We start from the raw sequence: 25739 nt of genomic DNA, 5'->3' as shown, positions 1-25739 counted from the left end.
TGGACCTGCCAGGGAGCCAGCCCCCTGGACCCCGTTTCGTTGCCGGGTGGTGAATGGTTATGTCAGGGGTTTGTTCCGGACCCCACCGGGACTTTATCCTGGACTTGTCAGGGGGAGCCAGCCCCCTGGATCCCGATGTGTTCTTCAGACGGTGGCGTGGTTTTGCAGAAAGCGCACATCGTTGTCGAACAGGGTACGCAGATCATCGATGCGGTATTTGAGCATGGCCATGCGCTCCACGCCCAGGCCGAAGGCGAAGCCGGCATATTTTTCCCGATCGATGCCGACATTTTTCAGCACGACCGGATGGATCATGCCGCACCCCAGGACTTCGATCCACCCTGTACCTTTGCAGACCCGGCAGCCGCGGCTGTTGCAGAAGATGCACCCCATATCCACCTCGGCGGAGGGTTCGGTGAAGGGGAAGAAGGATGGCCGAAAGCGGACGGGCAGATCCTGGGCGAAAAAGTGGCGCAGGAAGGCCTCCAGCAACCCTTTCAGATGGCCGAAACCGACCCCCTGATCCACCATGAACCCTTCCACCTGGTGAAACATGGGGGTGTGCGTCAGATCCGAGTCGCACCGGTAGACACGACCCGGGGCGATGACGCGCAGCGGGGGGCGACGGCCCTCCATGTAGCGGATTTGGACGGGCGAGGTATGGGTGCGCAGCACCCGGCGTCTGCCATCGGGAGCGGGGGGGAGGTAAAAGGTGTCATGCATCTCCCGGGCGGGGTGATCGGCGGGAATGTTCAGGGCCTCGAAGTTGTGCCAATCGGTCTCCACCTCCGGCCCGGTGGCGGTGATGAAGCCTGCGCCCTGGAAAAAGGCGCTGATTTCACTCATGGCCCGGGTGAGCGGGTGCAGACCGCCCAGGGGGGGGATGCGGCCCGGCAGGGTGACATCCACGGACTCCTGTTGCAGTCTGCCTTCCAGTTCCTGGGATTTCAGGGTTTCCAGCCGGGTGGAGTAGGCCTGGTTGAATGTTTCTTTGATGCGGTTGGCCAGATCGCCCAGGAGGGGACGTTCGGTGGCGGGTACTTCGCCCAGTCCGCGCAAAATCTGGGTGAGACTCCCTTTTCGGCCCAAAAAGCGGACGCGCACCTGGTCGAGATCCGCCAGGGATCTGGCCTGCATCACTTCGGCCTGCACGGTTTGACCCAACTTTTCCAGTTGCTCACGCATGGTGTTCTGACCCCGGAAATAACAAAGGGCGCCTGTAACGATTCACCACCCGGCCACGCATCGGGGTCCAGGGGGTTGGCTCCCTGGCAGATCCAGGACGAAGTCCTGGCGGGGTTCGGGGCGAAGCCCTGACAAAGGCTTTCATCCCCAAGCTTTTTTTGCAAGGGTGGTGAATCGTTACCGCTCCCTTTCCGTGACGCTGTGGTTTTTGCCGGGCAAGCCTGACGCGGCGACCCTACAGAGCGGCCTTGGCGCTGGCGGCCAGTTGGGCAAACCCTTCGGGCTGGGTGATGGCCAGATCGGCGAGCACTTTGCGGTCCAGCTCGATGCCGGCTTTTTTCAGTCCGTTCATGAAGCGGCTGTAGGAGAGTCCGAACTCCCGGACGGCTGCATTGATGCGGACGATCCAGAGTGCCCGGAACTCCCGTTTGCGGACTTTTCGGTCGCGGTAGGCATATTGCAACCCTTTATCCACTTTTTGTTTGGCGATCGTGAAACAGCTGCCGTGGCGATCCCGATACCCTTTGGCCAGTTTGAGCACACCTTTGCGGCGCTGGCGCGACTGCACACCTCGTTTAACGCGTGGCATCCTTGAGTTCCTTTCATCAACGGGTGATTCGGGCTTTCCTCGGTGTCAGGTTGCCCGGAGGTTTGTTGCACTGTTTTGTGCGACCGGGGATGATGAGCCGATCACGCATGCACTGCAAGGGTCCATGGAAACCCGGTCGGGGTTTCGTTCCGAACGTTGCCGGGACGCTCCCCTGGAGTTGCCGGGGGAGCAGCCCCTTGGACTCTGAATTTTGTCAGTAATGATTGGGCAGCATGCGGTGGACGGCGGCCATGTCGACATCGGCCACCATACCTGCCAGGCGCATGTTGCGTTTACGTTTTTGACTTTTTGAGGTCAAGATATGTTGTTTGTACGCCTTATTACGTTTGAACTTTCCGGAACCGGTGAGCTTGAACCGCTTGGCGGCGCCTCGGTGTGTTTTGATTTTAGGCATGTTTTTATCCGTTGAACTGTTTGTGCGGCGATTTTATTTTTTCTTGACCGGAACGGTCGGAGCCACCACCATGGTCATCTGGCGTCCCATCAGGCGCGGTCTTTGTTCCACCTTGGCCAAGTCATCCAGGGCGATTTCCAGGCGTCCCAGGAGGGTCATTCCCAGCTCCTGGTGGGCCATTTCCCGTCCTCGGAAGCGCAGGGTGCATTTAACCTTGTTGCCCTGCTCCAAAAATTTGCGAATGCTGCGGAGCTTGACATCGTAGTCATGGATGTCCGTGCCGGGCCGGAACTTGACCTCTTTGGTATCGATCCGGGTTTGGTTTTTGCGGGCCTGGCGCTCACGAATCGCTTTTTGGTACTTGAACTTGGTGTAATCCATGATCTTGCAGACGGGGGGCCTTGCTTCTGGCGCCACTTCCACGAGATCAAGCCCGACCTCGAAGGCGCGGCTCATGGCCTCCGTGCGGGAGATGATTCCAACCTGCTCCGAATTTTCATCGATCAGTCGGACCTCCGGTACCCGGATCTGTTCATTGATGCGGGTGGTATCGGTGAGTTGGGGTCCACGATCCTTGACTGGCTGTTTGCTTATGGCTGTTCCCTCCAGAGAAAAAGTGACCACCCCGGGAGTTGGCGCGGCAGGTGAGCGCCTGAGGGGGTGCAACGATACGACGTTCCTTGTGACTTGCCTTGTACTGCTCTTTTTTCTGCCATACAACCTCATCCACACCCGACCATTATGAAGACATGGCGCGTATGGGACAACACCTGACGCACGGGGGGGCGTGATTCAGGGTTTCATTCATGTTGCATCCCCGGCATGACGAATAGTTTTGCAGATATCTTCGGCCAGGGATTCGATTTTGGCCTGTGAATCTCCTTCCAGCATGACGCGGATTTTGGGTTCGGTGCCGGATTTGCGGATCAGGAGGCGGCCATGGCCGGCCAGCTCTTGTTCCACCTGGGCGATCACGTTTTGTACCTGTGGATCGGAGAGGGGATCGGATCCAGGTATGAACCGGACATTTTTCAAGATTTGCGGCACGAGGTGCATGTCGGCGGCGAGTTCCGAGAGGGGGCGTTGGCGGGTGACCATCAACTCAAGAATCTTGATGGCCGAGACCAGGCCGTCGCCGGTGGAGTTGTGATCCAGGAAGATGACATGTCCCGACTGCTCACCCCCCAGGTTGAAGCCGTGTTTGACCATATGTTCCAGGACATGGCGGTCACCCACCTGGGTGCGCACCATTTGCAGGCCGAGTTGGGTGACGAAACGTTCCAGGCCCAGGTTGGACATGACCGTTGTCACGACACCGCCGCCGCGCAGGGTTCCCTTGCGGTGCATCTCCTGGGTACACATGGCCAGGAGGTGGTCGCCATCCAGAATTTTGCCATTTTCGTCGCACACGAGGAGTCGGTCGGCGTCCCCATCGAAGGCGACGCCCACGTCGGCGCGCACCTCCTGGACCTTGGCCTGGATTTTTTTTGGATGGAGGGAGCCATAGCCGTCGTTGATGTTGCGGCCATTGGGTTCGTTGCCGATGGGCACCACTTCGGCGCCCAGCTCCCAGAAGACTGTCGGTGCCACCTTGTAGGATGCACCGTGAGCGCAATCCACCACGACGCGCAGGTTGTTCAGGCGCAGGGATTTGGGAAAAGTGTTTTTGCAGAATTCAATATACCGCCCCGGGGCGTCTTCAATGTTGAACGCCTTGCCCAACTCTGCCGAGAGGGGGAGATGGGAGTCCAGATTCTCCTCGAACATGATGCGTTCGATTTCATGTTCCATCTCATCGGGCAATTTCATGCCATTGGCGTCAAAAAATTTGATGCCATTGTCGTGAAACGGATTGTGCGAAGCGGAGATCATGATGCCGGCATCGGCGCGCAGGGCGCGGGTCAGGAAGGCGATGGCGGGCGTGGGGAGCGAGCCGACATGCAGGCAGTTGATCCCCATGGAGGTGAGTCCGGCCCGCAGGCAGGATTCAAACATGTAACCGGACAGGCGGGTATCCTTGCCGAGAATCACCCGCTTGGGGTGTGTGCCATGTTTGAGCACCACGCCGGCGGCCCGGCCCAGGCGCAGCATCAACTCCGGGGTCATGGGGTGGACATTGGCCAACCCGCGAATGCCATCGGTACCGAACAATTTTTTGTTGCCAGACTGTTCCGGGGAACTGCTCATGACCAGGGTTGCCTCCTGTCGGCGCTTGCCGAACACCTCAAGAAATGCACACAAACGACCCTCAACATGATGCACTTGGTGCAGAATGTCAAAGTCAAAGGTAACGATTCAGCACCCTTTCAAGGAAAGCCGGGAGGTGGGTCACGCTTTACCACCCGGCCACGGACCGGGGGCCGGCCCCCTGGACCCCGATGCGTTACCGGGGGCTGAATGGTTCAAATCAAGGGCGCAGCGGTCAGAAGATGTTGTGCCTCCAACCCTGTGCCACGGCCAGAGACTGGCGGGTTCCGGCCACGTCATGGACACGCAAGATATGTGCCCCGGAGAGTGCGCCCAAGGCGGCCAGAAGCTGACTGCCCGGATCGCGTGCGGCTGGTTCGCGTTCACCGGTCAGGGCGCCCACGATCGTTTTGCGGGAGACGCCCAGGAGCAGGGGGAGGCCCAATCCATAAAAAGCGCGCAAGTGGCGTATCAGCTCCAGATTGTGCAGGGTAGTTTTGCCAAAACCGATACCCGGATCAAGGATCAACCGCTCCGGTTTGATGCCATGTTCCTGGCAGAAATGGATTCTTTCGGTAAAAAAGTCGTAGACCTCGGCGACGACGTGCCGGTAACTCGGATTGTGCTGCATGGTACCGGGAGCGCCTTGCATGTGCATGAGCACGATGGGATGGGCGGTGTTGGCCAGCACGCGCGCGGCATGCGGATCTCCCCGCAAGGCGGTGACATCGTTGATCAAAGAGGCGCCGGCTTCCATGGCGGCGGACATGACGGTGGCCTTCGAGGTATCGATCGAGATGGGGACATGGACCGAACTGGCCAGGGCCTGGACCACGGGAATGACCCGGCGCATCTCTTCAGCCTCGGAGACGGGCTGCGCGCCAGGGCGGGTGGACTCTCCGCCTACGTCCAGGATATGGGCGCCGGCATGGACCATGGCGATGCCGTGGGCCACGGCGGTTTCCGGATCGGCATGGCGCCCCCCATCGGAGAAAGAGTCGGGCGTGACGTTGATGACCCCCATGATCAGGGGTCGTGAGCAGTCCAGGATCCGGTATCCCCCGCAATGCCAACGCAGGACGGGCCGGCACTGCCCATGGGCGGTCAGCGCGGTATGCAGCGCGAGGGCAACGGATCGAGCCTCGGATGAGGCCAACCGTTCGATCCATGCCTCCAGATCCCCACGCAACAGACGGCCTGTGGCATGACACATGTCGGCGTCGATCTGCACGGCCATTTTTGGATGCAGGAGGGGGTTCCATGCGGTTGACCAACCGGTCAGCCGGACAGACCACGGGCAATCCAGATCGGTCAGGTCAAACGGGGGATCAGCAAAAATGCCGCTTGGATTTCCGTCCGGGCCATGGCCGGCCAAGGGTTCCAAGATGGTTCGTACCGTCATGTCTTCTTGCGCGGTTTTTGACTGTCCGCCTGACCGGCGACCTCGGCATCTTCCCTGCCCGTCTCACCCATGTCCGCATCACTTTTCAGGTTTTTTTTGCGTATCTTCGCCCCGACCGGCTTGAGACTCTCCTGAGAGGCGTTCTCTTCATGGGAGGAGGTCTCGCCGGCTGCCTGCCCGTCCGGCGAAGGGGGCTCGGTCGCTGCCTGAGGCGTACCGTCGGGGGAAGCGGACTTCTCCTCTGGATCATGTCGTGGAGAGGCGAGGTCGCTCTGTCCATCGTTGGCCGGTGGTTTTGTGACAGCCTTGTTTTTTTTCAGGCGCACCGGCTTTTTCATTTTTCCCAGGGGTTCGCCCCTGATCAGTTTGGCCACATCTTCCGCCACCAGGGTTTCCCGCTCCAGGAGGGCGGCGGCCATGGCGTGGAGGACGTCCAACTTTTCCGTCAGGATATCTTTGGCGCGGTTGTAATTTTCGTTGATGATGCGGTGAACCTCCTCATCGACGGCTTGTGCCGTGAGTTCGGAAATATTTTTATGTTGGGTGATTTCGCGGCCCAGAAAGATCTCCTGTTCTTTTTCTCCCAGCGTCAGGGGACCAAGGCGCGGACTCATGCCGTAGGTGCAGACCATTTTGCGGGCAATATCGGTGGCGCGCATGATATCGTTGCCGGCGCCGGTGGTCAGTTGATTCAGCACTGTCTCCTCGGCCAGGCGTCCTCCCATCAGCACGGCAATACTGTCCTCCAATTGTTGCTTGGAGTAGGTATGGCGATCTTCGGTGGGGAGCTGCATGGTCAGGCCCAGGGCGCGTCCCCGGGGGATGATGGTGACCTTATGCACCGGGTCGGTATCCGGAATCATGGCAGCGATGATGGCATGACCGCTTTCGTGGTAGGCGGTGGTGCGGCGCTCTTTTTCGGAGATGATGGCCGAGGCGCGGGGTTTGCCCATCAGCACCTTGTCTTTGGCGGTCTCAAAGTCCTCCATGTCCACCACTTTTTTATCCGTGCGGGCGGCGCCGAGGGCCGCCTCATTGACCAGGTTGGCCAGGTCAGCGCCGGAGAAGCCGGGGGTACCCCGGGCGATCACTTCCGGATCCACCGATTCGGACACGGGCACCTTGGCCATGTGGACATTGAGGATTTGCGTGCGACCGCGAATGTCGGGATTGGGCACGGTGACCTGACGGTCGAACCGGCCCGGGCGCAGCAGGGCCGGATCCAGGACATCGGGGCGGTTGGTGGCAGCGACCAGGATCACCCCTTCGGCTGATTCAAAGCCGTCCATCTCCACGAGCAGTTGGTTCAGGGTTTGTTCCCGCTCGTCGTGACCGCCGCCCAGGCCGGCGCCCCGGTGGCGGCCCACGGCGTCGATTTCGTCGATAAAGATGATGCAGGGGGCATTTTTCTTGCCCTGTTCAAACATGTCCCGCACCCTGGCGGCGCCGACGCCGACGAACATTTCCACAAAATCGGACCCAGACAGATTGAAGAACGGTACGTTGGCCTCGCCGGCGATGGCACGGGCCAACAGGGTCTTGCCGGTTCCCGGGGGGCCAATCAGCAGCACTCCCTTGGGGATCTTGCCGCCAAGGCGTTGAAATTTTTGTGGATTTTTTAGAAATTCAATGATCTCTTCCAGCTCTTCCTTGGCTTCGTCGATGCCGGCCACGTCGGTAAAAGTCACCTTGTTCTGCTTGTCCGACATCATTTTGGCTTTGGATTTTCCGAAGGACATGGCACCACGTCCCCCGCCGGACTGCATCTGGCGCATGAAAAAGATCCACACGCCGATCAGGAGCAGCATGGGGAACCACGAAATGAGAATGGTCAGCAGGACGGGGGTTTCATCGGGTGGTTTGGAGGTGATGGCGACACTTTTATCACGCAGCTTGCGGATCAGGTCCGGGTCTTCCGGGGTAAAGGTGGCAAAATACCCCCCGTCGGCGAAGACGCCCATCAGATTTTGTCCCTGGATGGTCACCTCCGTGACACGTCCCTGGTCCAGGTGGGTCAGAAAGTCGGAATAGGGAATGTGGTGGTCGCGACTCTTCGGCTGATTGAACAGATTGAATAGAATGATCAACAGCAAGCCGATGACCAGCCAGAGAGAGAGACTCTTGTAAAACCCGTTCAAAAAAACCTCCTGGTTGTCATATCTGACCGGACGTGTATCGAGGGCACCTCGGCAACCCTCCCATCACCGATGCGATCAGAATAAGTATCTGTCTAAAAAAGTTCAATGGTTCCTTTTTGTCAGGGCTTTGCCCCGAACCCACCAGGACTCTGTCTCAGGCCCTGCCAGGGAGCCAGACCTCTGGACCCCGATGTGTTCCAAGTCTCTTCCAGGGAGCCAACTCCCTGGATCCCGATGCGTGGCCGGGTGGTGAATGGTTACGTTGCCACAAAAATCAGCCTTTCTTGTTGACGCAGGACAGTCATGCCGCGCATACGCATGGACCATGTTGGTCGGTTCAGGTGGAGATGGTGCAGAAATCCAGCCATGGCGCGTGCGCCGGGAGGGAAGGGGTCGCCGGTGATGGTGGTATGACAGTGAACCAAGGCGCGGCGGATGATTTCGTCGGGCAGGGTGATGAGGTGGGGAAAGGAGAGGGAGAGGGTACCCGGTTCCAGGGATAGCAGGTCGAGTTCGGGGCGTACCCGTTGCCAGCTCCATGCCAGCGCCTTGTCGGCGTCCCGCAGACGCTCTGCTGTCTGGGCCAGCCGGGAAACGGGATCCCCGTCCGGGGTGAGCGTGGCCAGGGAGGGGAGGGTTTGTTGACGCAGGCGGCTGCGCAAACGGCGCTGATCCAGGTTGCCGGGATCTTCCCGCCACGGCAGGTGGTGTGTTTGCAACCAGTGGCGCAGGCGGTCCCGGCGCAGGGCCAGCAGAGGCCGCACCAGTTGAATGGGAGTATCGGCAAAAGGTTCCAGGGGGCGCACGGGGGCCATGGCGCCCAGTCCCCGAACACCACTGCCCCGCAACAATCTCTCCAGAAAGGTCTCGGCCTGGTCATCTTGTTGGTGGCCGGTCAATATGGCCGTGGCGTCCGTATGTCGGGCGATACGCAGCAAAAAGTGATAACGCGCCTGCCGGGCCTGCTCCAGAAGGTTGCCTGTCGTGGGGGGGTGTTGCCACCGTTCGACATGGGTTGTCAGGTGGAGTTGCCTGGCCTGTTGGATGACAAAGTCGGCATCGGTTGCGGAGTCGATGCGCAAGGCGTGATCAAAATGGGCCACCACGGTGGGGTGCTGGTTGGTCAGGCCCGAACGCACGAGCAGGTGCATGAGGGCCATGGAGTCCGGTCCTCCCGAGACGGCCACCACCAAGGCGGTCCCGGGGGTCAACAGAGGCGTGATCGCCTTGCGCAGGTGACTCAAGACAGGGTCGATGCTCACGGCCCGGGCGCTGGGAAGGGATCCTGGTAGGGCGCCGGATCCGGTATACCCGCCTCCTGGAATGCCGTCAGGCGAATGCGGCATGCGTCGCACAACCGGCAGCCGCGCCCTTCCGCATCGGGGTCATAACAGGAGCGGGTACGGGCGAAATCCACCCCCAGGGCCAAACCCTGCCGAATGATGGCGACCTTGGAGAGGTGCAGCAGAGGCGTATGAATGCGGTAGGTCGTGCCGTGAACGCCGGCCCGGGTGGCCAGGTTGGCCAGACGCTCGAAGGCGACGATGAACTCCGGACGGCAATCCGGGTAGCCGGAGTAGTCCACGGCATTCACGCCGATGAAGATGTCCCGGGCCTCCAGCGTTTCTGCCCACCCCAGGGCGAGGGACAAAAAAATGGTGTTGCGGGCGGGGACATAGGTGATCGGAATATCAGCCTGGAGACCGTTTTTGGGTACGGTCAACGCCTGGGAAGTGAGTGCCGAACCGCCCATGGCTCCGAGGTTGACATCCAGAACCAGGTGTTGCTGCACGGGCAACCGGGCGGCCACATCCTGGGCGGCCCCCACCTCTCCCAGATGCCGCTGGCCGTAGCGCAAGGTGAGGGCATGTACGGCGTAACCGCCTTTTTGGGCCGCGAAGAGGCAGGTGGTCGAATCAAGCCCACCCGAGAACAGGACGACCGCTTTTTTTGGGGAACCCATGGTCAAGCCCGACAACGACGCTCCTCTCGCTATGGCTCTTTAGGGCTGGGCCTCGGCGATTTTTTTGAGGCGTTTCTTGGCCTCATGGATGGCCGGTGAATCGGGAAACTCCTTGACCAAGCGGTTCAGGATGGCGCGGGATTTGGCCTTTTCATCCAGTTCGTAGAGGGAGAACCCCATTTTGAGCAGGCAGCCCGGAACCATTTCATCTTTGGGCCAACGCAAGAGAATCTGGTTGAACTCCTGCAACGCCTCGCGGAACTGCCTTTGGACATAGAAGGTTTCGCCGACCCAATACTGGGCCCGAGGTGCTCTGGGATCGTCGGGGAACCATTTGAGAAAATCGCGGAAACCCGCACCAGCCTGCACATACCGCCCGCTTTTCAGGTTGACGCTGGCATCGTTGTAGGCATGATCTGCGGAAGCCGGCTTTTGTCCGCTGACGGTTTTGACGGGGGCCGCGGAGACCGGATGGGAGGCTGCCACGACCTGGGATGCGGCTGGTGGCGGGGGAGGGGCCGACTGGGGTGGCTCGATCTTGGGCGGGGCGACAGGAGCTGTTGTCACGGGAGGGGCTTGGACGGCAGCATCCGGAAAGCCTGTCCCGAACGGTGGTGGTGCTGGCTGCGGCGCCTGGACACTTTTTTCGTTCAGGTTGACGATCTGACCTTTGAGCTGCCGATTTTCGTGGCGGGCGACCTCCAGGTCGCCGCGCAGGGTATTGAGCTCTTTTTCCATCAGGTCGAGACGCTTGACCATTTCCGTGGTGCCGGCCCGACTGTTTTCGGCGGTGTGGCTCAGGCCGGAGACAGTCTTGGAGAGGCGTTTGATCTCCCTCTCCAACTGAGGGGGCTCCTGCACGGGGTCGTCGCCGCGAACGACAGGGGCCGGTCCCGATGCGGGCGGGGGGGCGCCGCATGCTGCCAGCAGGAGCAGGGGGAGGAGGAGGAGGCGCCGGGGAAGTTGGATCCCGGTTGATGACAATGTCATGTTCCCAGGTTTGATTTCGCCCACGGTGACCCCCTCCCTCCCCGAACTGGACAATTATTGGGCACGCAATTCGGCACGCCGATTTTTGGCCCAGGCAAACTCGTCATGACCGTAGACCAGGGGGCGTTCCTTGCCGAAGGAGACGGTCCGGATGCGATACCAATCCACACCTTGCGTGGAGAGGAACTGCTTGACGGCATCGGCGCGTTTTTGGCCCAGGGCCAGGTTGTATTCGCGGGTGCCGCGTTCGTCACAGTGTCCCTCGATGATGATCTCCTTGGGATTTTTGGATTTGATCCACTGGGCATTCGATGCCATGGTGCGACTTCCTTCAGGCGTGAGGGAGGCGCTGTTGAAATCGAAGTAGACGCGATGTTCAGGTTCGCCGCCGCCCATGCCATCGCGACCGCCCATGCCATCGCGGCCACCGAAGCCGCCATCGCCACCGCTGCCACCGCGTTCCAGGTCCGATTCACTGCCGCTGCCCAGGCCGAGGCCCGAGCCGCCCGCGCCGCCCATACCGCCGGGCCCTCCAGCCAAGTCGCTGCTGCTGCTGCCGCCGGGACCGGACTCCGGCCCATTTTTTGGCGTTGATCCGCACCCCGTCAGAAGGCCGAGTGTCACCAAACCTGCGATCAGAATACCAGTGTGCTTCATGCGACGTTTCTCCCTGACAGAATTGTCAATGTTCGCGGGTGGTTAGTTAGCGTATCAAGGGGGACCAGGAAGGGTCTGATCCGCCCAGGTTATCCCCGTTGGGCACTGCCTGCTCATTATGGCCTGTCAGGTCGATTGTGTAAAGTCGCGTCATATCGCCCGCTTGCCGGGAGAAGAGGACGACGCGGCCATTGGGGGACCAGGTGGGAGATTCATCCATCCAGGAGTTGGTCAGGGTGCGGGTCTGGTTGCCGTTGGGGTCGGTGACCGCGATGCGGAAATGGCCCTCTCCTCCCTTGACGAAGGCGACCAGGTCGCCGCGTGGAGACCAGGCGGGGGCTGAATTGTAGCGGCCATCGTAGGTGATGCGGCGCACGTTGCCCCCATCGGCGTTCATGACGTAGAGCTGTGGCGAGCCGGCGCGATCCGAGTTGAAGACGATTTGGCGTCCATCCGGGGACCACGAAGGGGAGGTGTCGATGCCCGAGTTGAAGGTCAGGCGCCGCAGAGCGTTGCTCATGAGATCCTTGACGTAAATCTCGGCATTGCCATCCTTGGTCAGAGTCATGGCCATATGGCGGCCATCGGGGGACCAGGAAGGGGCGCTGTTGAGGCCAGGGTATTCACCCTGTTGGAAACGTTTTCCTTGGTAGATCATCCAGCGGAAGATGCGGGGTTGATCGGTCTCATAGGAGATGTAGAACAGGTTTTCTCCATTGGGGGAGAATCGGGGTGTCAGGACCAGATGGTTGTTTTCCCGGGTCAGATCCACCCGGTTGGCGCCATCCTGGTCCATCATGGCCAGCCATTTGTGGCGTCCTCTCTGGGCGATGAAGGCGATACGGGAGGAGAAATAGCCCGACTCGCCGGTCAACCGGGAGTAGATTTCATCTGAAATGCGATGGGCCAGGCGGCGCATGTCTTTGAGGGGGGTCGTGAAACGTTTGCCCTTGCCGATCAGCTTGCCCTGGAAGGTGTCGTAAAGATAGAAGGAGGCTGTCAACTCGTCGCCGCTTTGCTGGACGGCCCCGGAGACGATGGCCTCGGCGTTAAGTTGGCGCCAGACCCGATAGTCTGGCCCGGATTGCCACAAGGAGGCGGAGTCCTGCATGAATGCGCGGGGATCGATGGCGCGGAACAGACCCGAGCGTTCCAGGTCCGAGGTGATCACACTGACAAGCTGCTGCCCCATCTGGCCTCCTCCTCCGCCCACTTCGACAAAGGGAGGCAGAGCGATGGGGAGACGTTTGATGCCCGCTTCGCGGATGTCGATGACCAATTCGGCATGGGAGGGAACGGCCATGGCCAGCAGGAGCAGCCATGCCAGACATGCCCGTTTGACAACCATCCATCCGGCATGAAAAGCATGCGGGACCGACAGGGCGGGGGGTCGTTCAACTGGCCAACGGGGGTTCATGGTCATCATGGCAACCTCGCAGATATGGACACGGTGCCGCGACCGGCACAGCAAATCGTGTAACTACTCACCACCCGGCTACGATCGGGATCCAGAGGGCTGGCTCCCTGGCAGGGCCTTGGACGGAGTCCTGGTGGGGTTCGGGGCGAAGCCCTGACAAAGGTTTTCATGTCCAAGCTTATCCTGCAAGGGTGGTGAATAGTGATCCAATCGTTTTGTAAAAAAGGGCGCGGGCCCGGGAGCGATTGGACATGATCAAATGGGACATGATCAAAAGGAGTCCGATGCCCGGAAGACAAAAACGATCTTGAGACACTCCTGGCACCCCTGTGGGGGCTGGGGCAGATCCATGGCCTTGTGAATGGCTGACAACACCGAGCGGTCAAACACCTCCGCACCCGAGGAGCGGATGATCTGCGGGTTGTACAGGCGTCCATCCGGGGCGACATCGGCACGGACCGTCACGGCCAGGCGGCTTTCGTCAAGCATGCCGGTTGGTTTGATCCAACTGGTGCGTACCTTCGTCTCCACGCTCTTCTTGTAAAGCTCCACCTGCAAACGGCTGACCTGCGGACCTTGCACGGGAGCTTGTGCCTGCACCTGGGCCCGGGCTTGTGGCTGCGTCTGAGCCGGCTTGTGCTCTGGTGCTGGCGGCACGGGACTCGGAGGTGCCTCCCTGGTTGTGGTACCGGCGTACTCCTCCTGGATCATCTTGGTGATATCGGACCATTCCGATTCATTCTTTTCGGTTTTTCTGGGCTCCTTCTTTTTTGCCTCTTCGGTCTTTTCAGTCTTTGCTGGGGCTCTTTCAGGTTCCTCTTTCTTCAGGGGCTCTTTCTTGTGCTCCTCCGCTTTGGGTTCTGCTTTTATGGGTTCTTCCTTTTTGGGAGGCTCTTTTTTAGGTTCAATTTTCTTGGGTTCTACCTTCTTGGGCTCTTCTTTTTTAGGCTCTTCCTTTTTGGGAGGCTCTTTTTTGGGTTCTTTTTTCGTTGTTTCTTCAATCTTGACCGGTTTCGGCGGTTCTTTTTTCGGTGGTTCCGGTTTCGGCGGTTCTTTTTTCGGTGGTTCCGGTTTCGGTGGTTCTTTTTTCGGTGGTTCCGGTTTTGGTGGTTCTTTTTTCGGTGGCTCTTTTTTCGGTGGTTCCGGCTTCGGTGGCTCTTTTTTCGGTGGTTCCGGTTTCGGTGGTTCCGGTTTTGGTGGTTCTTTTTTCGGTGGTTCCGATTTTGGCGGCTCTTTTTTCGGTGGTTCCGGTTTTGGCGGCTCTTTTTTCGGTGGCTCCGGCTTTGGTTTTGGCTGAATCGGCGCTTCAGGTGGAGGCGGTGGCAAGCCGGGCATGTTCGGCAGAGGTTCGCTCTGCTGAAGTGGCTCCGGGGCGGTTTTTTGCGCCGGCTTGGTCACGCGCGTTTCCGGTTTGACCTTGGGTGCCTGGATCAGATTGACCGTAAGGGGTTTCTCGATCACCATCAAGGGTGGCGCGGACTGCGGCATGAAAACAACAAGCAGAACGGCCACGACATGGGCGGCGATGGACCACAGGAGTGAGTCTCTTGATACCATGGATTGGATCCGGACTACCGGGGTTCGGTCATCAAACCGATTTCGGTGGCGCCAGCCTGTTGGATCTCGGCCATGACTCGCATGATGTCTCCATAATTGGCTCTCTGGTCGCCCCGGACATAAATAGGCAGACGTGGGTTGGCCAACTTGACGGCCCGGATACGGACAGACAACTGATCCATGTTGACAGTCTTCCCCTCGATGGAGGGAACTCCACCGGCTGTGACCGTGACCACCAGGGGCTCTTGCTCCGAGCTCATGGGGTTGGCTTGGGCGTTGGGCAGTTCCACTTCCACGCCCTGGCTCAACAGAGGGGCAGCCACCATAAAGATGATCAACAGCACCAGCATGATGTCAACCATGGGGGTGACGTTGATGTCGCTCATGGGACCATGGCGGCCAGATCCCATGGAGGATCCCATACCCATCAGGCGCTCCTTCTCATGCGGGCGACCCGCCGTTCGATGATGTTGAGAAATTCGGCGCCGAAGTTGTCCATCTTCTGGTTCAGGCGGCGCAACTCGGCGGAGTAGTTGTTGAAGGCAATCACCGCCGGTATGGCGGCTACCAGACCCATGGCTGTGGCAATCAGGGCTTCGGCGATGCCGGGGGCCACCATGGTCAGCGTTGTCGTTTTGGCGCCGGCCAGGCCACGGAAGGCATTCATGATACCCCACACGGTGCCAAACAAGCCGACAAACGGACTTGTGGAGCCAACAGTTGCCAAAAAGGTCAGACCGCGTTCCAGTTGGTCGATCTCCCGGTTCAGGGCTACCGTCATGGCACGCCGGACACTGGCGACCAGATCCCCGGTCTCACTGCCGTCCCGGGGGGCGGTGGTGCCGCCTGTCCGCTCACCGCTCTCCCAGCGTTTCCACTCCCGGAAACCGGTGGTGAACATGGTGACGATGGGACACTCCGGCCACTCTTGCGATGCTGTCTGGTAAAACGCCGTGACATTGCCGCCGCTCCAGAATCGCTCTTCAAACTCGTCCGATTCACGGGTGATGCGGCGGAAACGGCGCCACTTGTCAAAAATCATGGCCCAGGAGACGAGAGATGCCCCCAAAAGACCCAGCATGACCAGCTTGACCAGCAATCCAGCCTGTGCGACCAGATCCCAAATACTATGGGTAGCCAGGGCTTCGTTCATCATGGCAAACGTTTTCCTTCCATGGTGGTGGTTTTTTCTTCCTTGAGGCTTTTTCGCGCCAACTTCCTGCGACACGCAAGCTATACTTGAGCAATTTTCATACCAGATTGATTACGCAAATTTGTTCCGCAGCGCATTCATTCATCTTCTCGGCGTGCGGCGCATCTTAGCGCACCCGGGGTGGTGAAAGCGATACACCTTGTGAGGTCTTACCCGGTCGGGAGGGGCATGGTGTTGGGCCAAGGTGTTGTCGCTGGGGAGAGGATGCCTTGGGGGAGGCGTTGCGGGCGGAAGCGGGCGTCGATGCAGGCGATGCGCACCGTAGCCCGGATCAGGGTTGCCTGATCGGTTGGGCGGAAGATCTCCTGGTGCAGGTGGATGCTGGCACGGCGGAAGGCCTCCATGCGGGTGGTCACGGTCAGCAGATCATCCATGCGGGCCGGTCCCAGGAAGGTCAGTTCCATGTGGGCCACGGCGAACATGAGGCCGGTTTCCTGGAAAAACCGTCGCTGATCGATGCCCTGGGCGCGCAGCCACTCCGTGCGGCCTCGTTCCATGAATTTCAAGTAGTTGGCATGATAGACCACGCCGGCGGCGTCGGTATCTTCGTAATAGACCCGCACAGGCCAGGGGAAGGGGGTGACATTCATCTACAGCAGGCTCCCTTGATGGGGGTGACCCAGGTGGGCATAGGCAACCGGGGTGGCCCGCCGGCCACGGGGGGTGCGGTCCAGGAATCCCTCCTGGAGGAGGTAGGGTTCGATGATATCTTCGATGGTATCCCGTTCTTCGCCGATGGCGGCGGAGAGGGTATCCAGCCCCACGGGACCGCCGGCAAATTTGGTGATGATCGCTTGCAGGAGTTTACGATCCATGGCGTCGAGTCCCAGGGCATCCACTTCCAGCCGCCACAGGGCACGGTCGGCCATGGCATGATCGATGTGGCCGCTGCCGAGAACCTGGGCGAAATCCCGTACCCGGCGCAGCAGGCGCAGGGCGATACGTGGTGTGCCACGGGCCCGACGGGCGATCTCATCGGCGCCGTCAAGAGTGATGGGAACCCCCAAAATTTTGGCGCCGCGTTGCACGATCAGCGTCAATTCCTGTGCGGTGTAGAACTCCATGCGTCCCAGAATGCCGAAGCGGTCGCGCAAGGGGCTGGTCAACATGCCGGCGCGGGTTGTGGCGCCGGCCAGGGTGAAGCGGGGCAGGTCGATGCGGACCGAACGTGCCGAGGGGCCCTCCCCGATCATGATATCCAATTGGAAATCTTCCATGGCAGGGTAGAGGATCTCCTCCACAGCCGGATTGAGGCGGTGGATCTCATCCACGAACAGCACATCCCCGGGGTTCAGGTTGGTCAGCAGGGCTGCCAGATCACCCGCCTTGACGATCACCGGTCCGGAGGTGGCGCGCAGGTTGGCGCCCATTTCGGCGGCCAGGATCTGGGCCAGGGTGGTCTTGCCGAGGCCGGGTGGTCCAAACAGCAAAACGTGATCCAGGGCCTCTGATCGTTCGCGTGCGGCAGTCAAAAAAATGCCCAGATTGCTCTTCAATTTTTCCTGACCGATAAACTCTGCCAACCGGCGCGGGCGCAGGGTGGCCTCACTGTTTGTCTCCTCGGGAGAGGGTTGGGCGGAGATCAGGCGTTCTGGGAGTTCGGCATGCATGCTGTGTGGGGTACCTGTCCGGATGAAGGGTGTGGTGAATCGTTATCAATTTTCTCTTCGAGTTGGTTCCATGTTAGCATGGGTGTGTCTCTGTCAACGAAAGCGGGGGCCAGGGAACTGGCTCTGCGGAAGAGGTGAGCCATTCATGCCGGAGCCAACCCAGCCCACGGAATCTGAAACCGCAGAGGTCCATTGCCACACGGCATGGGCCGAACTGTTTCCGTTTCGGCATTGGCTGTCCGCCATGAATCGGGCCACCCTGAAGGCGGACCTTCTGGCCGGCCTGACGGGGGCTGTGGTGGTTTTGCCGCAGGGTATCGCCTTTGCCTCCATTGCTGGACTCCCCCCGCAGTACGGGCTTTACAGTGCCATGGTCCCCGTCATTGTAGCAGCATTGTTTGGTTCATCGCACCATCTGGTGTCCGGACCGACCACACCGATTTCCATCATCCTGTTCACCACCCTGGCGCCGATCGTGACTCCGGGGGGGAGTGACTACATTAACTATTGCCTGACGTTAAGCTTTCTGGCCGGAGTCATGCAGTTGGCGATGGGGTTGGGGCGCATGGGCACTCTGGTCAATTTTGTGTCCAATTCGGTGGTGGTGGGATTTACGGCTGGAGCGGCCCTGTTGGTAGCCATCAGCCAATCCGGGTCGCTTTTGGGTATCCGTCTGCCTCCGGGGAGCAGTTTCATTCATGCCATCAAGGAGTTGGTCCAGCATGCCGCCTGGATGCAGATACCCGACCTGCTGGTGGGGGTGGTGGCGTTGGGTATCGCTGTTGTCCTGCAAATTTTTCGTCCGCGTTGGCCAGGCATGTTGTTGGCCCTGGTCGGTGGCAGCATCATGGCGTATGCGTTGGACCCTGGACTGGGCACGATTCCCCGGGTGGGGGCCATTCCGGCCACTCTGCCGCATCCGTCCTCGCCCGAATGGGATCTGCATGTGTGGCAACAACTGGCCAATGGCGCCTTCGCCACGGCCCTGATCTGCCTTATTCAGGCTGTCTCCATTTCCCGTTCCGTGGCCATGCACAGCCGGCAGCGGATCAACAACAACCAGGAGTTTATCGGCCAGGGGCTCTCCAATATCGTGGGGAGTTTTTTTTCCGCCTATGCTTCCTCCGGTTCGTTTACCCGTTCCGGCATCAATTTTCGCGCGGGGGCCAAGACCCCTTTGGCGGCCATATTTTCCAGCGTTTTTCTCGTGATCATCCTTCTGGTCGTCGCCCCCTGGGTGGCCTATCTGCCCATTCCCGCCATGGCTGGAGTCATTCTTCTGGTCGCCTTCAATCTGATTGATTTTTCCGAGATCAGGCTGATCATGCACACCAGCCGGGCCGAGACCCTGGTGATGATCGGCACCTTTCTGGCGACCTTGCTGATCAAGCTGGATTTTGCCATCTATCTGGGGGTGATTTTTTCCCTGGTCTATTACCTCAGGGGCCGGGCCAATCCGGTGATCACCCGCCTCGTGCCCAATCCCAGGACACATGACCACCTTGTCGTGGCGGAGCGCCTGCCGGAGTGTCCCCAGCTCCGCATCATCCGCGTGGATGGGTCGCTCTTTTTTGGCGCGGTCAACCATGTCGAAGAGGTCTTGAATTGTCTGGACAGCAAGGCCCCCCGGGCCGTCAACCTGCTCATGGTGGGTTCGGCCATCAATTTTGTCGATGTCACGGGCGCCGAAATGCTCATTCATGAGGCGTTGCGCCGCCGGGGGCGGGGTGGAGGCCTGTTTTTGTTCGATGTCCACCAGCAGGTCAGCGAGACCATCCAGCGCTCAGGATGTCTTGAAATTATTGGTAAGGATCATATTTTTGACTCCGTCTTCGAGGCCATCCACATGATTGTCACACGCTTTCTGAACCAGGAGGCTTGTCGGGAGTGTACGGAGGATGTGTTCCTGGAGTGTCGGTTGCGGCGGGCTGGCTTGGCCCCAACCCTGGCGGACGTGGCTTATGACCGGACGCATCTGCCCCGTGTGGTGCAGGAGTGAGTTTCGGTGTAACGACGCAAAACCACCCCAATTATGGTATGATTTATGCATTACCGGCACACTCTTGCGCACCATCTTTGGCAGGGAGTGGGAGAACCGGATATGCACGTGCGTTTGTTGCGACAATTTTTGTTTGGCGTCACCCTGTGCAGCACTTTTTTGACGGCCTGCACGCCCAAGCCGCCGCCTGAGGAGGTTCCACCTTTGCAGGTGGAAGAGCGAGATGAGTATCGCACCTGCCCCAGGGAGAGATCGATCGTGCAGGTCGACACTTTGGCCTACAGGCTGCGTCTTTGTCACGCGGGCCGGGAAGAGGGCTCTTTCCGCGTTGCCTTGGGGAGGGGAGGACTCAACAAGCGTGTCGAAGGGGATGCGCGTACCCCACTCGGTCGCTACTACCTTGGCCTTGGCCGTCCTTCCGATTATTTTCATACCTTCATTCCGGTGGGATATCCGACACCCGAGCAGAAGAGACAGGGGTATTCCGGAGGGGCCATCGGCATTCACGGGCCGCACCAGGATCCGGATCGCTACAAAGATACCGTGCGTCTATCCAACTGGACTCTGGGGTGCATCGCCGTGCCCTCGCGGGAAGATATTGAAAAGATTGCCGCCTGGGTCAAGGACAAACATGTGATGGAGGTGGTCATTCAGTAAAGACAGGCGTCGTGCCCCACAATTCAATCACGCGGGCCGGTTCCACATATCCGCATTTTGCTTCTGCATGTTTGCCATCGAATACCATTACCATCATTGCAAGGTTGGGCATAAGGGGCGGTTCTTCAAAAAGCCTGATTCGGAAAATCTTGCAGCGTATGCTGTGCCAGACATCATTCAACGGCGTTTTGGTGTATCTGGAGACTTGTCGAAGGTCTACTGGCTCAATCGTGTTGAATTGATGTGCAGAAATGTTCCAATGCTCCGGGAACAGCTCAACCATGAAACGGGGTCCAGGGGGCTGGCTCCCTGGCTTTGTCCAGGGCAGCGCCCTGGTGGGGTTCGGGGCGAAGCCCTGACAAAGGCTTTCATGCCCAGGCTTTTCTTGAAAGAGTGCGGAATAGTCAAGAAAAGTGAACACTTCAAATCATGTCGGTTGAGCCACTAGGCGTCCGATGCCCTGGGACCAACAGGGTCAGACGGAGGGCGCGGGTCATACGGGAGGATTTGCCAAATATTCACCTGAAAGGTAGCAAGTTAGGCCTATCCTGATCCCCATCGGCACGACAGATGACGGTCGGCGCCGCGGCATCGGTGCGAATTGCACACCAGACCCGGCTGTTGCTGGCCAGGAAAGGCTCAAAGTAGTGGGGCACGATCACCGGCCCATCCGGATCCAGCCGGGCGAATCCCGCTGCCAGAAAGGGGGCCTCCGGCAGACCCAGGTGGGCAAAATCGCAAAACTCGGCCTGTGTCTTCTCCATGAGCCCGGCCAGGGGTGCGCCGCTGTAGGCGATGGCGGCGGCATCACCGGCAAAATCCACCACACGCAACGCCAACGCACCTGCATGTTCCGCCACGCGCACGGCATACAGCGCCGCTCCATGCGCTGGACCCTCGGCCAGAAAGACCCGATAACGGTAAAAGGGGTGCCGTAAGAAACGGTGCAGGAAATAGACAGGGGTCTTGCCCGGGGTCGCCCTGAAGGCCACCCGGGCCGGATCCAGATCACGCAGGGAAGCCTCCGTCATGGCGATGAACGTACCCCCTGCATCCCGGGGCAGGGGTGGGTTCCACCCCGGAGGCGCCTGGATCAGGCGGCGTGGTCGCTGCGGATTGACCAGGAAAAAACGCTGCCACTCGCCAACACGGTAACCCAGGGCACGATACATGGGGGGATGGGTCTTGTTGATGCCGTTCACCGCCAGGGCCACATGCGGCTCAACCTCCCGCAAGGCCCCCAACATGCGCAACCCCAACCCGGCGACACCACAACCATCGACAATTTTCCACAGTGCCAGCCAAAGCGTATTGTGCGCCGCCAATTGCGGATCGAAACGGCGTGTCGCAATGTAGCCCAGGATGCCCAACAGTTGGCCATCCTGTTGGGCGATCAGGTAGTCATGGCTGCCATCTGCGGCGCCATGTTGCCAATCCATCAGGGCGCGGCTGACAGCCAGAACATGGCCCCGCTGCCAATGCCGGTCGATAAAGGTCATGACCCGATCCACCTCGTCCCCCCGGCAACGACGAATCTCGATCATGGCGATCCTGCCGGCGCATCGACAACAACCTGGATGGCCTCCGGCAGGGGAACAACATCCTGACAGGATGCCTGGAAAAGGTGTTCCGTCACCTCCTTCAGGCCGATCTGGCGCAAAACGTCCAGGGTAGGGCGATTCCGGGCAGTTGGCACATATTTGACATCGATCTCCTGCGCACCCAGGCGCCGCGCCTCCTGCATGGCCAGGTGCAGCATCACCGCCTCGATCCGGCGGCCCATCGCCCGGCAACTCAGGATAAAATCGACCACCTCTCCCCGGGTTCCGTTTACCGAAATACCGACCACCCCCACCAACCCCATATCCCCGAACCGATCCGTCACCGACAGGGCAAGCAGGGCGTGGCGCGGCTCCAGCGCCCAGGCCAGCACCTCCTTCTCTCCCAGGCGGCGCGTACTCAAGTTGAGCTGGTTGGTTTTGTTGAAAAGCTGCGTCACCCGGGCCAGGTTGGATGTGTCAACACGGCCAACACGCAGCGTCATGGCCAGTTGTTGCAACCACGCCTCGGGCGAGTCGACCTCTTTCCGCGTTGCGCGGCGATCACGTTCCGCTACATACATGGCGGTGCGTTGCCGATCCTCCTGACTGAGGGCCGCGACATCAAAACAGTCCAACGCCCACAACGCCTGGACATATTCCGTTGGATCCGCCGGCCACTCCGGCACCAAAACCTCCGGCAGGGCGCCTTGTACCCGGGCCCGTTCCGCCGGGTTGTCGTCGATGAAGACCACCGCCTCCAGACCAAAATTCAGTTCGGCGACCAGGGAGGCGATATTTTCGGCCTTGTCGTGCCAATCGATGCGCCAACCGGCAAAATGGTGGCGACGCAAAATCATGGCGTCATGCCGGTCGATCGCCTCCAGGGCAACGGCCTCGTCATTCTTGCTGGCAATGGCCAGTTGGATGCCCCGTTCGGCAAGGGCCAGCAGGGCCCGCTGAAAATCGCAGAAGGCCTCGCCGACAAAATCGTGCCCCCCGAGACGGATCCCTTCCCAGCCGGTCTCCCCCACCACACCGCCCCACAGGGTATGGTCGAGATCCAGGACAATCAATTTCTTGGCACGCCCCGACACAGCCAGGATGGCTGCCCGTATATCCCCGGCGGCCTTTTCGAAGACCGGCCCGGCATAGGGCACCTTGGTCGCATACCACAATTTCGGGATGTGGGGACGGGGGGCGGCGTACAACCAACGCCCGGCATCGAGCAGATGGATATTCCCCTCTCCTGCCAACCGTTCGGCAAGGCGCAGGTTCATCTGCGCCAACAGATTGGCAAGGCCGATGCCGGGGCGCCAATCCAGCATGCCGTAGCCACGATAATCCGGGGGCAACACCCAACTGGCCACAAAAAGATGTTGACGCAGCCCCGCCGCATGCCGGACCGCTGCGGCAAAATGGTCCACCTCGGCCAGGCATTGTGACCAGTCGCTCTCGGCAAACTGCATGGCTCTGGCAAAACCGGGAAGCACCCGTTCCGGCAGGGTCCAGATGATCCCACCCCACCCCGCCGCCGCATCACTTTGCAGCGACTGGTAGACCTGCCCATAAGGGGCCACCCTGACCGTCAGGTCCAGCGCACTCTGCGCATGCCGCAGATAGCGCGCCAGGGGTTCGGCATTGAAATCGGCGATCAGGTCGAGCGCCAACGCGGCCATACCTCACCCCCCCTTGTTTTGGCTGGCGATGATCCATTGCAACAGACCATCTATCGTATGAAACGGTCCCTGGGGATCGACGAGAATTTTTTCGTCCAGCAAAAAACAGGCAAGGCCCAGTTTTTTTTTCAGGGCATCCTCCAGGGCCACCAACAACGTGATGAGTCCCAACGAATCCAGAACCCCGCCCGCACCGATCAGGATGCTGGCGGGGGACTTTTGCAGTTGTCCATTTTTTGGCAGTTGCCGATTGATCTCATCGACGCATCCGTAGATTGTTGCCAAGATCTCTTCCGCCCCTGGTGGCATGACCGACTCCTTTTTGTTGAATCCAGCTTGTAACCATCCGGCACCCTTGCAAAAAAAGCCTGGATATGAAAGCCTTTGTCAGGGCTTCGTCCCGAACCCCACCAGGACGCTGTCTTAGGCCCTGCCAGGGAGCCAGCCCCCTGGACCCCGATGCGTTACCGATCGCTGAACGGTTTCTCAGGCTATCATATCCTCTGACACCGCTGCCACCTTGGTGGCTTGTCCCCAGGACAATCGCATTTGAAGTGGGCATACCCAAAGCCATGATCGTTTTTTGGAATTGGGGTCCAGGGGGCTGGCTCCCTGGCGGGTCAAGGGCAGCGCCCTTGCGGGGTCCGGGGCAGCGCCCCGTTTTGTTGTTGTTCGCCCCCCTTCTCCCAGGCCTTTTTTGCGTTGTTTGCAAAAAAGGCTTAAGGGGCGACGGGCCATGGTCCGCCTTCTGGCGCGTCTTTTTGCGCCAGAAGGCGGACGTATTGCAGGTTTGCGAGACATATTGCAGGTTTGCAAAAATTGGGGTCGGCGGCACGTTTTTTCAAATGCGATGGCCCTGTTGGCAAATTCATTGCAATCTATCGCCATGGAATTTCTTCCCCTCTACTTCAAGGACCGCCTACAGGCCATCAACCCACTGGGAGATGTTGGGGTGGTGACCTTGTGGACCCCCGTGGAGAGGGTTCGCCAACAGTTTGTCGCCTGGTCGGTCGACCTGCAACCGGAGACATCCCGAGTTGCCGTCATGGGCAATCTTTACGGCAACGGTCTCCCCGAGCTGTTGCGCAATCTGGCCTGGAACCCGCAAATCCGCCACCTGCTCGTGCTGGGTCGCAACCTGTCCGGATCCCGCGAGGAGTTGACCGCCTTTTTTCATGCCGGCCTGGAAACGACCCTCTTCCTGGGCACCTCCACCTGGCGCATCGTGGGTACACAACGCAAGATTGATGGGCTGGTCACACCGGAACTGTTTGGCGGGCGGATCGCCGTGACTCCGTTGGGATCCCTGCGTGATCCGGAAACCCAGCCCGGGGTCGCGCATTTTTTTGCCCATCTCCCCCCCCCGCAACCCGTGCAGGGTGAACGCCTTGACTTTCCCCTGCCCGTCCTCACGGTCCAACACCATCCATCGGAGCCTTTGGCGCATACGGTGGTCGGCCTGACACCCATGGCGGCCTGGCGTGAATTGATCTTTCGCATCGTCCGCTTTGGGCACCGTACACGGCTGCGCAAGGGCGAGCGTATCGAACTCCCCAACGTCAAGGTGATCGTCAAGCGTCCCGTGGAGGAAACCGCCGAGACACTCTCCCGGCACGGCTTCTCCCTGGACCGTTTTCGCGCCTACCAAAAAAGAATCATGGACCCGACGCCGCCGCAGGAGGAGTCCTATACCTACGGCAACCGCCTGCGTGGATACTTTCGACCTACCCTTGCCGATACGGGCGATCCCGATGCCGCGGCGATCCCCGGCTGGGGGTTCCCGGCAGAGGGGCAGGCCGCACCCCTGGATGGGCTGGAACTGGCCATCACCCACCTGCGCGCCGATCCGGAAACCCGCAATGCCTACATCTCCCTGTGGGACAACAGCCGGGATTTGTTGCCGGAGACGCACGGCCACCCTTGTCTGGTCACGCTTTTTTTGCGCAAATTTGCTGGCGCCTTGCACCTGACCGCCACCTTCCGCAGCCACAACGCCATGGATGCCTGGCCGGAAAACTGTTATGGCCTCATGGCCATCCAGGCCCGTATTGCCGAGGCGGTGGCGCTGCCCTGTGGACCCTTGACCATCTTCAGCCACTCCATCTCCGTCGATCCTCTGGCCATGGAGCGGGCCCAGGCGGTGGCCAAAGCATGGAGCGACGCCGGTGGCCTGGATCCCGAGGCCGCCCCCCACGGCCTGCGGCCCGACCCGCACGGTGAGTTCCAGATCACGACGGATCCGGTCACCCGTGAGATCGTTCTCCAACACTCTTTCGAGGGGCAACGCCTGACCGAGTATCGGGGACGCACCCCCATGGAGCTGGAGCGGCAACTGGTACGCGACATGGCCGTGGCGGATATCTCCCACGCCCTCTACCTGGGCAGGGAGATTGCGCGGCATGTGGATCGCGTGCAGGACGATGGATAAAAAATGGTAACTATTCACCACCCGCCAACGAATTGGGGTCCAGGGGGCTGGCTCCCTGGCGGGTTCAGGGCAGAGCCCTGGTGGGGCTCGGGGCGAAGCCCTGACAAAGGCTTTC

General features: G+C 60.0%; 25 protein-coding genes. 4 read left to right on the top strand and 21 right to left on the bottom strand.

The window, feature by feature from the left end; all coding sequences use genetic code 11:
* Positions 1-144 precede the first annotated feature (144 nt).
* The 13 genes from pheS to HQL63_03690 all read right to left on the bottom strand — a co-directional run bounded on the left by pheS (position 145) and on the right by HQL63_03690 (position 13600).
* Complete coding sequence (pheS, locus tag HQL63_03750) at positions 145-1185, bottom strand: phenylalanine--tRNA ligase subunit alpha (GenBank protein MBF0175948.1); 1041 nt, start codon at positions 1183-1185, stop codon at positions 145-147.
* Positions 1186-1420: 235 nt separating this feature from the next.
* Positions 1421-1774, bottom strand: a complete 354-nt coding sequence (gene rplT, locus HQL63_03745) for a 50S ribosomal protein L20 (GenBank protein ID MBF0175947.1) — start codon at positions 1772-1774, stop codon at positions 1421-1423.
* A gap of 214 nt (positions 1775-1988) precedes the next feature.
* Positions 1989-2189, bottom strand: a complete 201-nt coding sequence (rpmI, locus tag HQL63_03740) for a 50S ribosomal protein L35 (protein ID MBF0175946.1) — start codon at positions 2187-2189, stop codon at positions 1989-1991.
* Between the two features lie 33 nt (positions 2190-2222).
* Positions 2223-2915, bottom strand: a complete 693-nt coding sequence (gene infC / locus HQL63_03735) for a translation initiation factor IF-3 (protein ID MBF0175945.1) — start codon at positions 2913-2915, stop codon at positions 2223-2225.
* A gap of 78 nt (positions 2916-2993) precedes the next feature.
* The gene (locus tag HQL63_03730) at positions 2994-4376 is read right to left on the bottom strand and encodes a phosphoglucosamine mutase (GenBank protein MBF0175944.1); all 1383 of its coding nucleotides are present in this window, start codon (positions 4374-4376) and stop codon (positions 2994-2996) included.
* A 235-nt stretch (positions 4377-4611) separates the two neighbouring features.
* Entirely contained in the window at positions 4612-5589 is a 978-nt protein-coding gene (folP, locus tag HQL63_03725) for a dihydropteroate synthase (protein ID MBF0175943.1), read from the bottom strand.
* A gap of 185 nt (positions 5590-5774) precedes the next feature.
* Positions 5775-7916, bottom strand: a complete 2142-nt coding sequence (gene ftsH, locus HQL63_03720; GenBank protein ID MBF0175942.1) for an ATP-dependent zinc metalloprotease FtsH — start codon at positions 7914-7916, stop codon at positions 5775-5777.
* Between the two features lie 257 nt (positions 7917-8173).
* Positions 8174-9262: a tRNA lysidine(34) synthetase TilS gene (tilS, locus tag HQL63_03715; GenBank protein ID MBF0175941.1), complete on the bottom strand. Its 1089-nt coding sequence runs from the start codon at positions 9260-9262 to the stop codon at positions 8174-8176.
* Positions 9175-9879 carry a 7-cyano-7-deazaguanine synthase QueC gene (queC, locus tag HQL63_03710; protein MBF0175940.1) on the bottom strand — a complete coding sequence of 235 codons (705 nt, stop codon included), beginning with the start codon at positions 9877-9879 and terminating at the stop codon, positions 9175-9177. The genes tilS and queC overlap by 88 nt, the downstream gene beginning before the upstream one ends.
* Positions 9880-9918: 39 nt before the next feature.
* Positions 9919-10869, bottom strand: a complete 951-nt coding sequence (gene ybgF, locus HQL63_03705) for a tol-pal system protein YbgF (protein MBF0175939.1) — start codon at positions 10867-10869, stop codon at positions 9919-9921.
* A gap of 54 nt (positions 10870-10923) precedes the next feature.
* Positions 10924-11526: a peptidoglycan-associated lipoprotein Pal gene (gene pal, locus HQL63_03700; protein MBF0175938.1), complete on the bottom strand. Its 603-nt coding sequence runs from the start codon at positions 11524-11526 to the stop codon at positions 10924-10926.
* 46 nt (positions 11527-11572) lie between these two features.
* Complete coding sequence (gene tolB / locus HQL63_03695; protein ID MBF0175937.1) at positions 11573-12952, bottom strand: Tol-Pal system protein TolB; 1380 nt, start codon at positions 12950-12952, stop codon at positions 11573-11575.
* 261 nt (positions 12953-13213) lie between these two features.
* Positions 13214-13600: a TonB C-terminal domain-containing protein gene (locus tag HQL63_03690; protein ID MBF0175936.1), complete on the bottom strand. Its 387-nt coding sequence runs from the start codon at positions 13598-13600 to the stop codon at positions 13214-13216.
* A 55-nt stretch (positions 13601-13655) separates the two neighbouring features.
* Between HQL63_03690 and HQL63_03685 the strand changes: the two genes are divergently transcribed.
* Positions 13656-14240 (top strand): hypothetical protein, encoded by a 585-nt coding sequence (locus tag HQL63_03685; protein ID MBF0175935.1) that lies wholly within the window; start codon positions 13656-13658, stop codon positions 14238-14240.
* Positions 14241-14514: 274 nt separating this feature from the next.
* Here the strand turns inward: HQL63_03685 and tolR are convergent, their stop codons facing one another.
* The 4 genes from tolR to ruvB all read right to left on the bottom strand — a co-directional run bounded on the left by tolR (position 14515) and on the right by ruvB (position 17323).
* Positions 14515-14928 carry a protein TolR gene (tolR, locus tag HQL63_03680; GenBank protein ID MBF0175934.1) on the bottom strand — a complete coding sequence of 138 codons (414 nt, stop codon included), beginning with the start codon at positions 14926-14928 and terminating at the stop codon, positions 14515-14517.
* A complete protein-coding gene (gene tolQ / locus HQL63_03675) occupies positions 14928-15653 on the bottom strand; it encodes a protein TolQ (GenBank protein MBF0175933.1) in 726 nt (241 codons plus the stop codon). Before tolQ ends, tolR begins: the two co-directional genes overlap by 1 nt.
* Positions 15654-15862: 209 nt before the next feature.
* Complete coding sequence (gene ybgC, locus HQL63_03670; GenBank protein ID MBF0175932.1) at positions 15863-16303, bottom strand: tol-pal system-associated acyl-CoA thioesterase; 441 nt, start codon at positions 16301-16303, stop codon at positions 15863-15865.
* On the bottom strand, positions 16304-17323 hold the full coding sequence (gene ruvB, locus HQL63_03665) for a Holliday junction branch migration DNA helicase RuvB (GenBank protein ID MBF0175931.1): 1020 nt from the start codon (positions 17321-17323) through the stop codon (positions 16304-16306). It abuts the gene before it with no gap.
* A 145-nt stretch (positions 17324-17468) separates the two neighbouring features.
* Between ruvB and HQL63_03660 the strand changes: the two genes are divergently transcribed.
* Together HQL63_03660 and HQL63_03655 are read left to right on the top strand one after the other, a co-directional pair.
* Positions 17469-19322, top strand: a complete 1854-nt coding sequence (locus tag HQL63_03660) for a SulP family inorganic anion transporter (protein MBF0175930.1) — start codon at positions 17469-17471, stop codon at positions 19320-19322.
* A 102-nt stretch (positions 19323-19424) separates the two neighbouring features.
* Complete coding sequence (locus HQL63_03655; GenBank protein MBF0175929.1) at positions 19425-19979, top strand: L,D-transpeptidase family protein; 555 nt, start codon at positions 19425-19427, stop codon at positions 19977-19979.
* On the opposite strand, the gene HQL63_03650 is transcribed toward HQL63_03655, so the two are convergent.
* The 4 genes from HQL63_03650 to HQL63_03635 all read right to left on the bottom strand — a co-directional run bounded on the left by HQL63_03650 (position 19969) and on the right by HQL63_03635 (position 23505).
* Positions 19969-20262: a hypothetical protein gene (locus tag HQL63_03650; GenBank protein MBF0175928.1), complete on the bottom strand. Its 294-nt coding sequence runs from the start codon at positions 20260-20262 to the stop codon at positions 19969-19971. The genes HQL63_03655 and HQL63_03650 overlap by 11 nt on opposite strands.
* Before the next feature lie 235 nt (positions 20263-20497).
* Complete coding sequence (locus tag HQL63_03645) at positions 20498-21523, bottom strand: hypothetical protein (protein ID MBF0175927.1); 1026 nt, start codon at positions 21521-21523, stop codon at positions 20498-20500.
* Positions 21520-23196: an HAD-IIIC family phosphatase gene (locus tag HQL63_03640; GenBank protein MBF0175926.1), complete on the bottom strand. Its 1677-nt coding sequence runs from the start codon at positions 23194-23196 to the stop codon at positions 21520-21522. The genes HQL63_03645 and HQL63_03640 overlap by 4 nt, the downstream gene beginning before the upstream one ends.
* A gap of 3 nt (positions 23197-23199) precedes the next feature.
* Positions 23200-23505: an acyl carrier protein gene (locus tag HQL63_03635; protein MBF0175925.1), complete on the bottom strand. Its 306-nt coding sequence runs from the start codon at positions 23503-23505 to the stop codon at positions 23200-23202.
* Between the two features lie 577 nt (positions 23506-24082).
* On the opposite strand from HQL63_03635, the gene HQL63_03630 reads away from it, so the two are divergent.
* A complete protein-coding gene (locus HQL63_03630) occupies positions 24083-25624 on the top strand; it encodes a hypothetical protein (GenBank protein ID MBF0175924.1) in 1542 nt (513 codons plus the stop codon).
* Positions 25625-25739 lie beyond the last annotated feature (115 nt).

Source organism: Magnetococcales bacterium (assembly GCA_015231175.1).
GTDB lineage: Bacteria > Pseudomonadota > Magnetococcia > Magnetococcales > DC0425bin3 > HA3dbin3.
The sequence above is the reverse complement of the archived record's forward strand: the minus strand, read 5'-3'. Positions and strand labels throughout refer to the sequence as shown.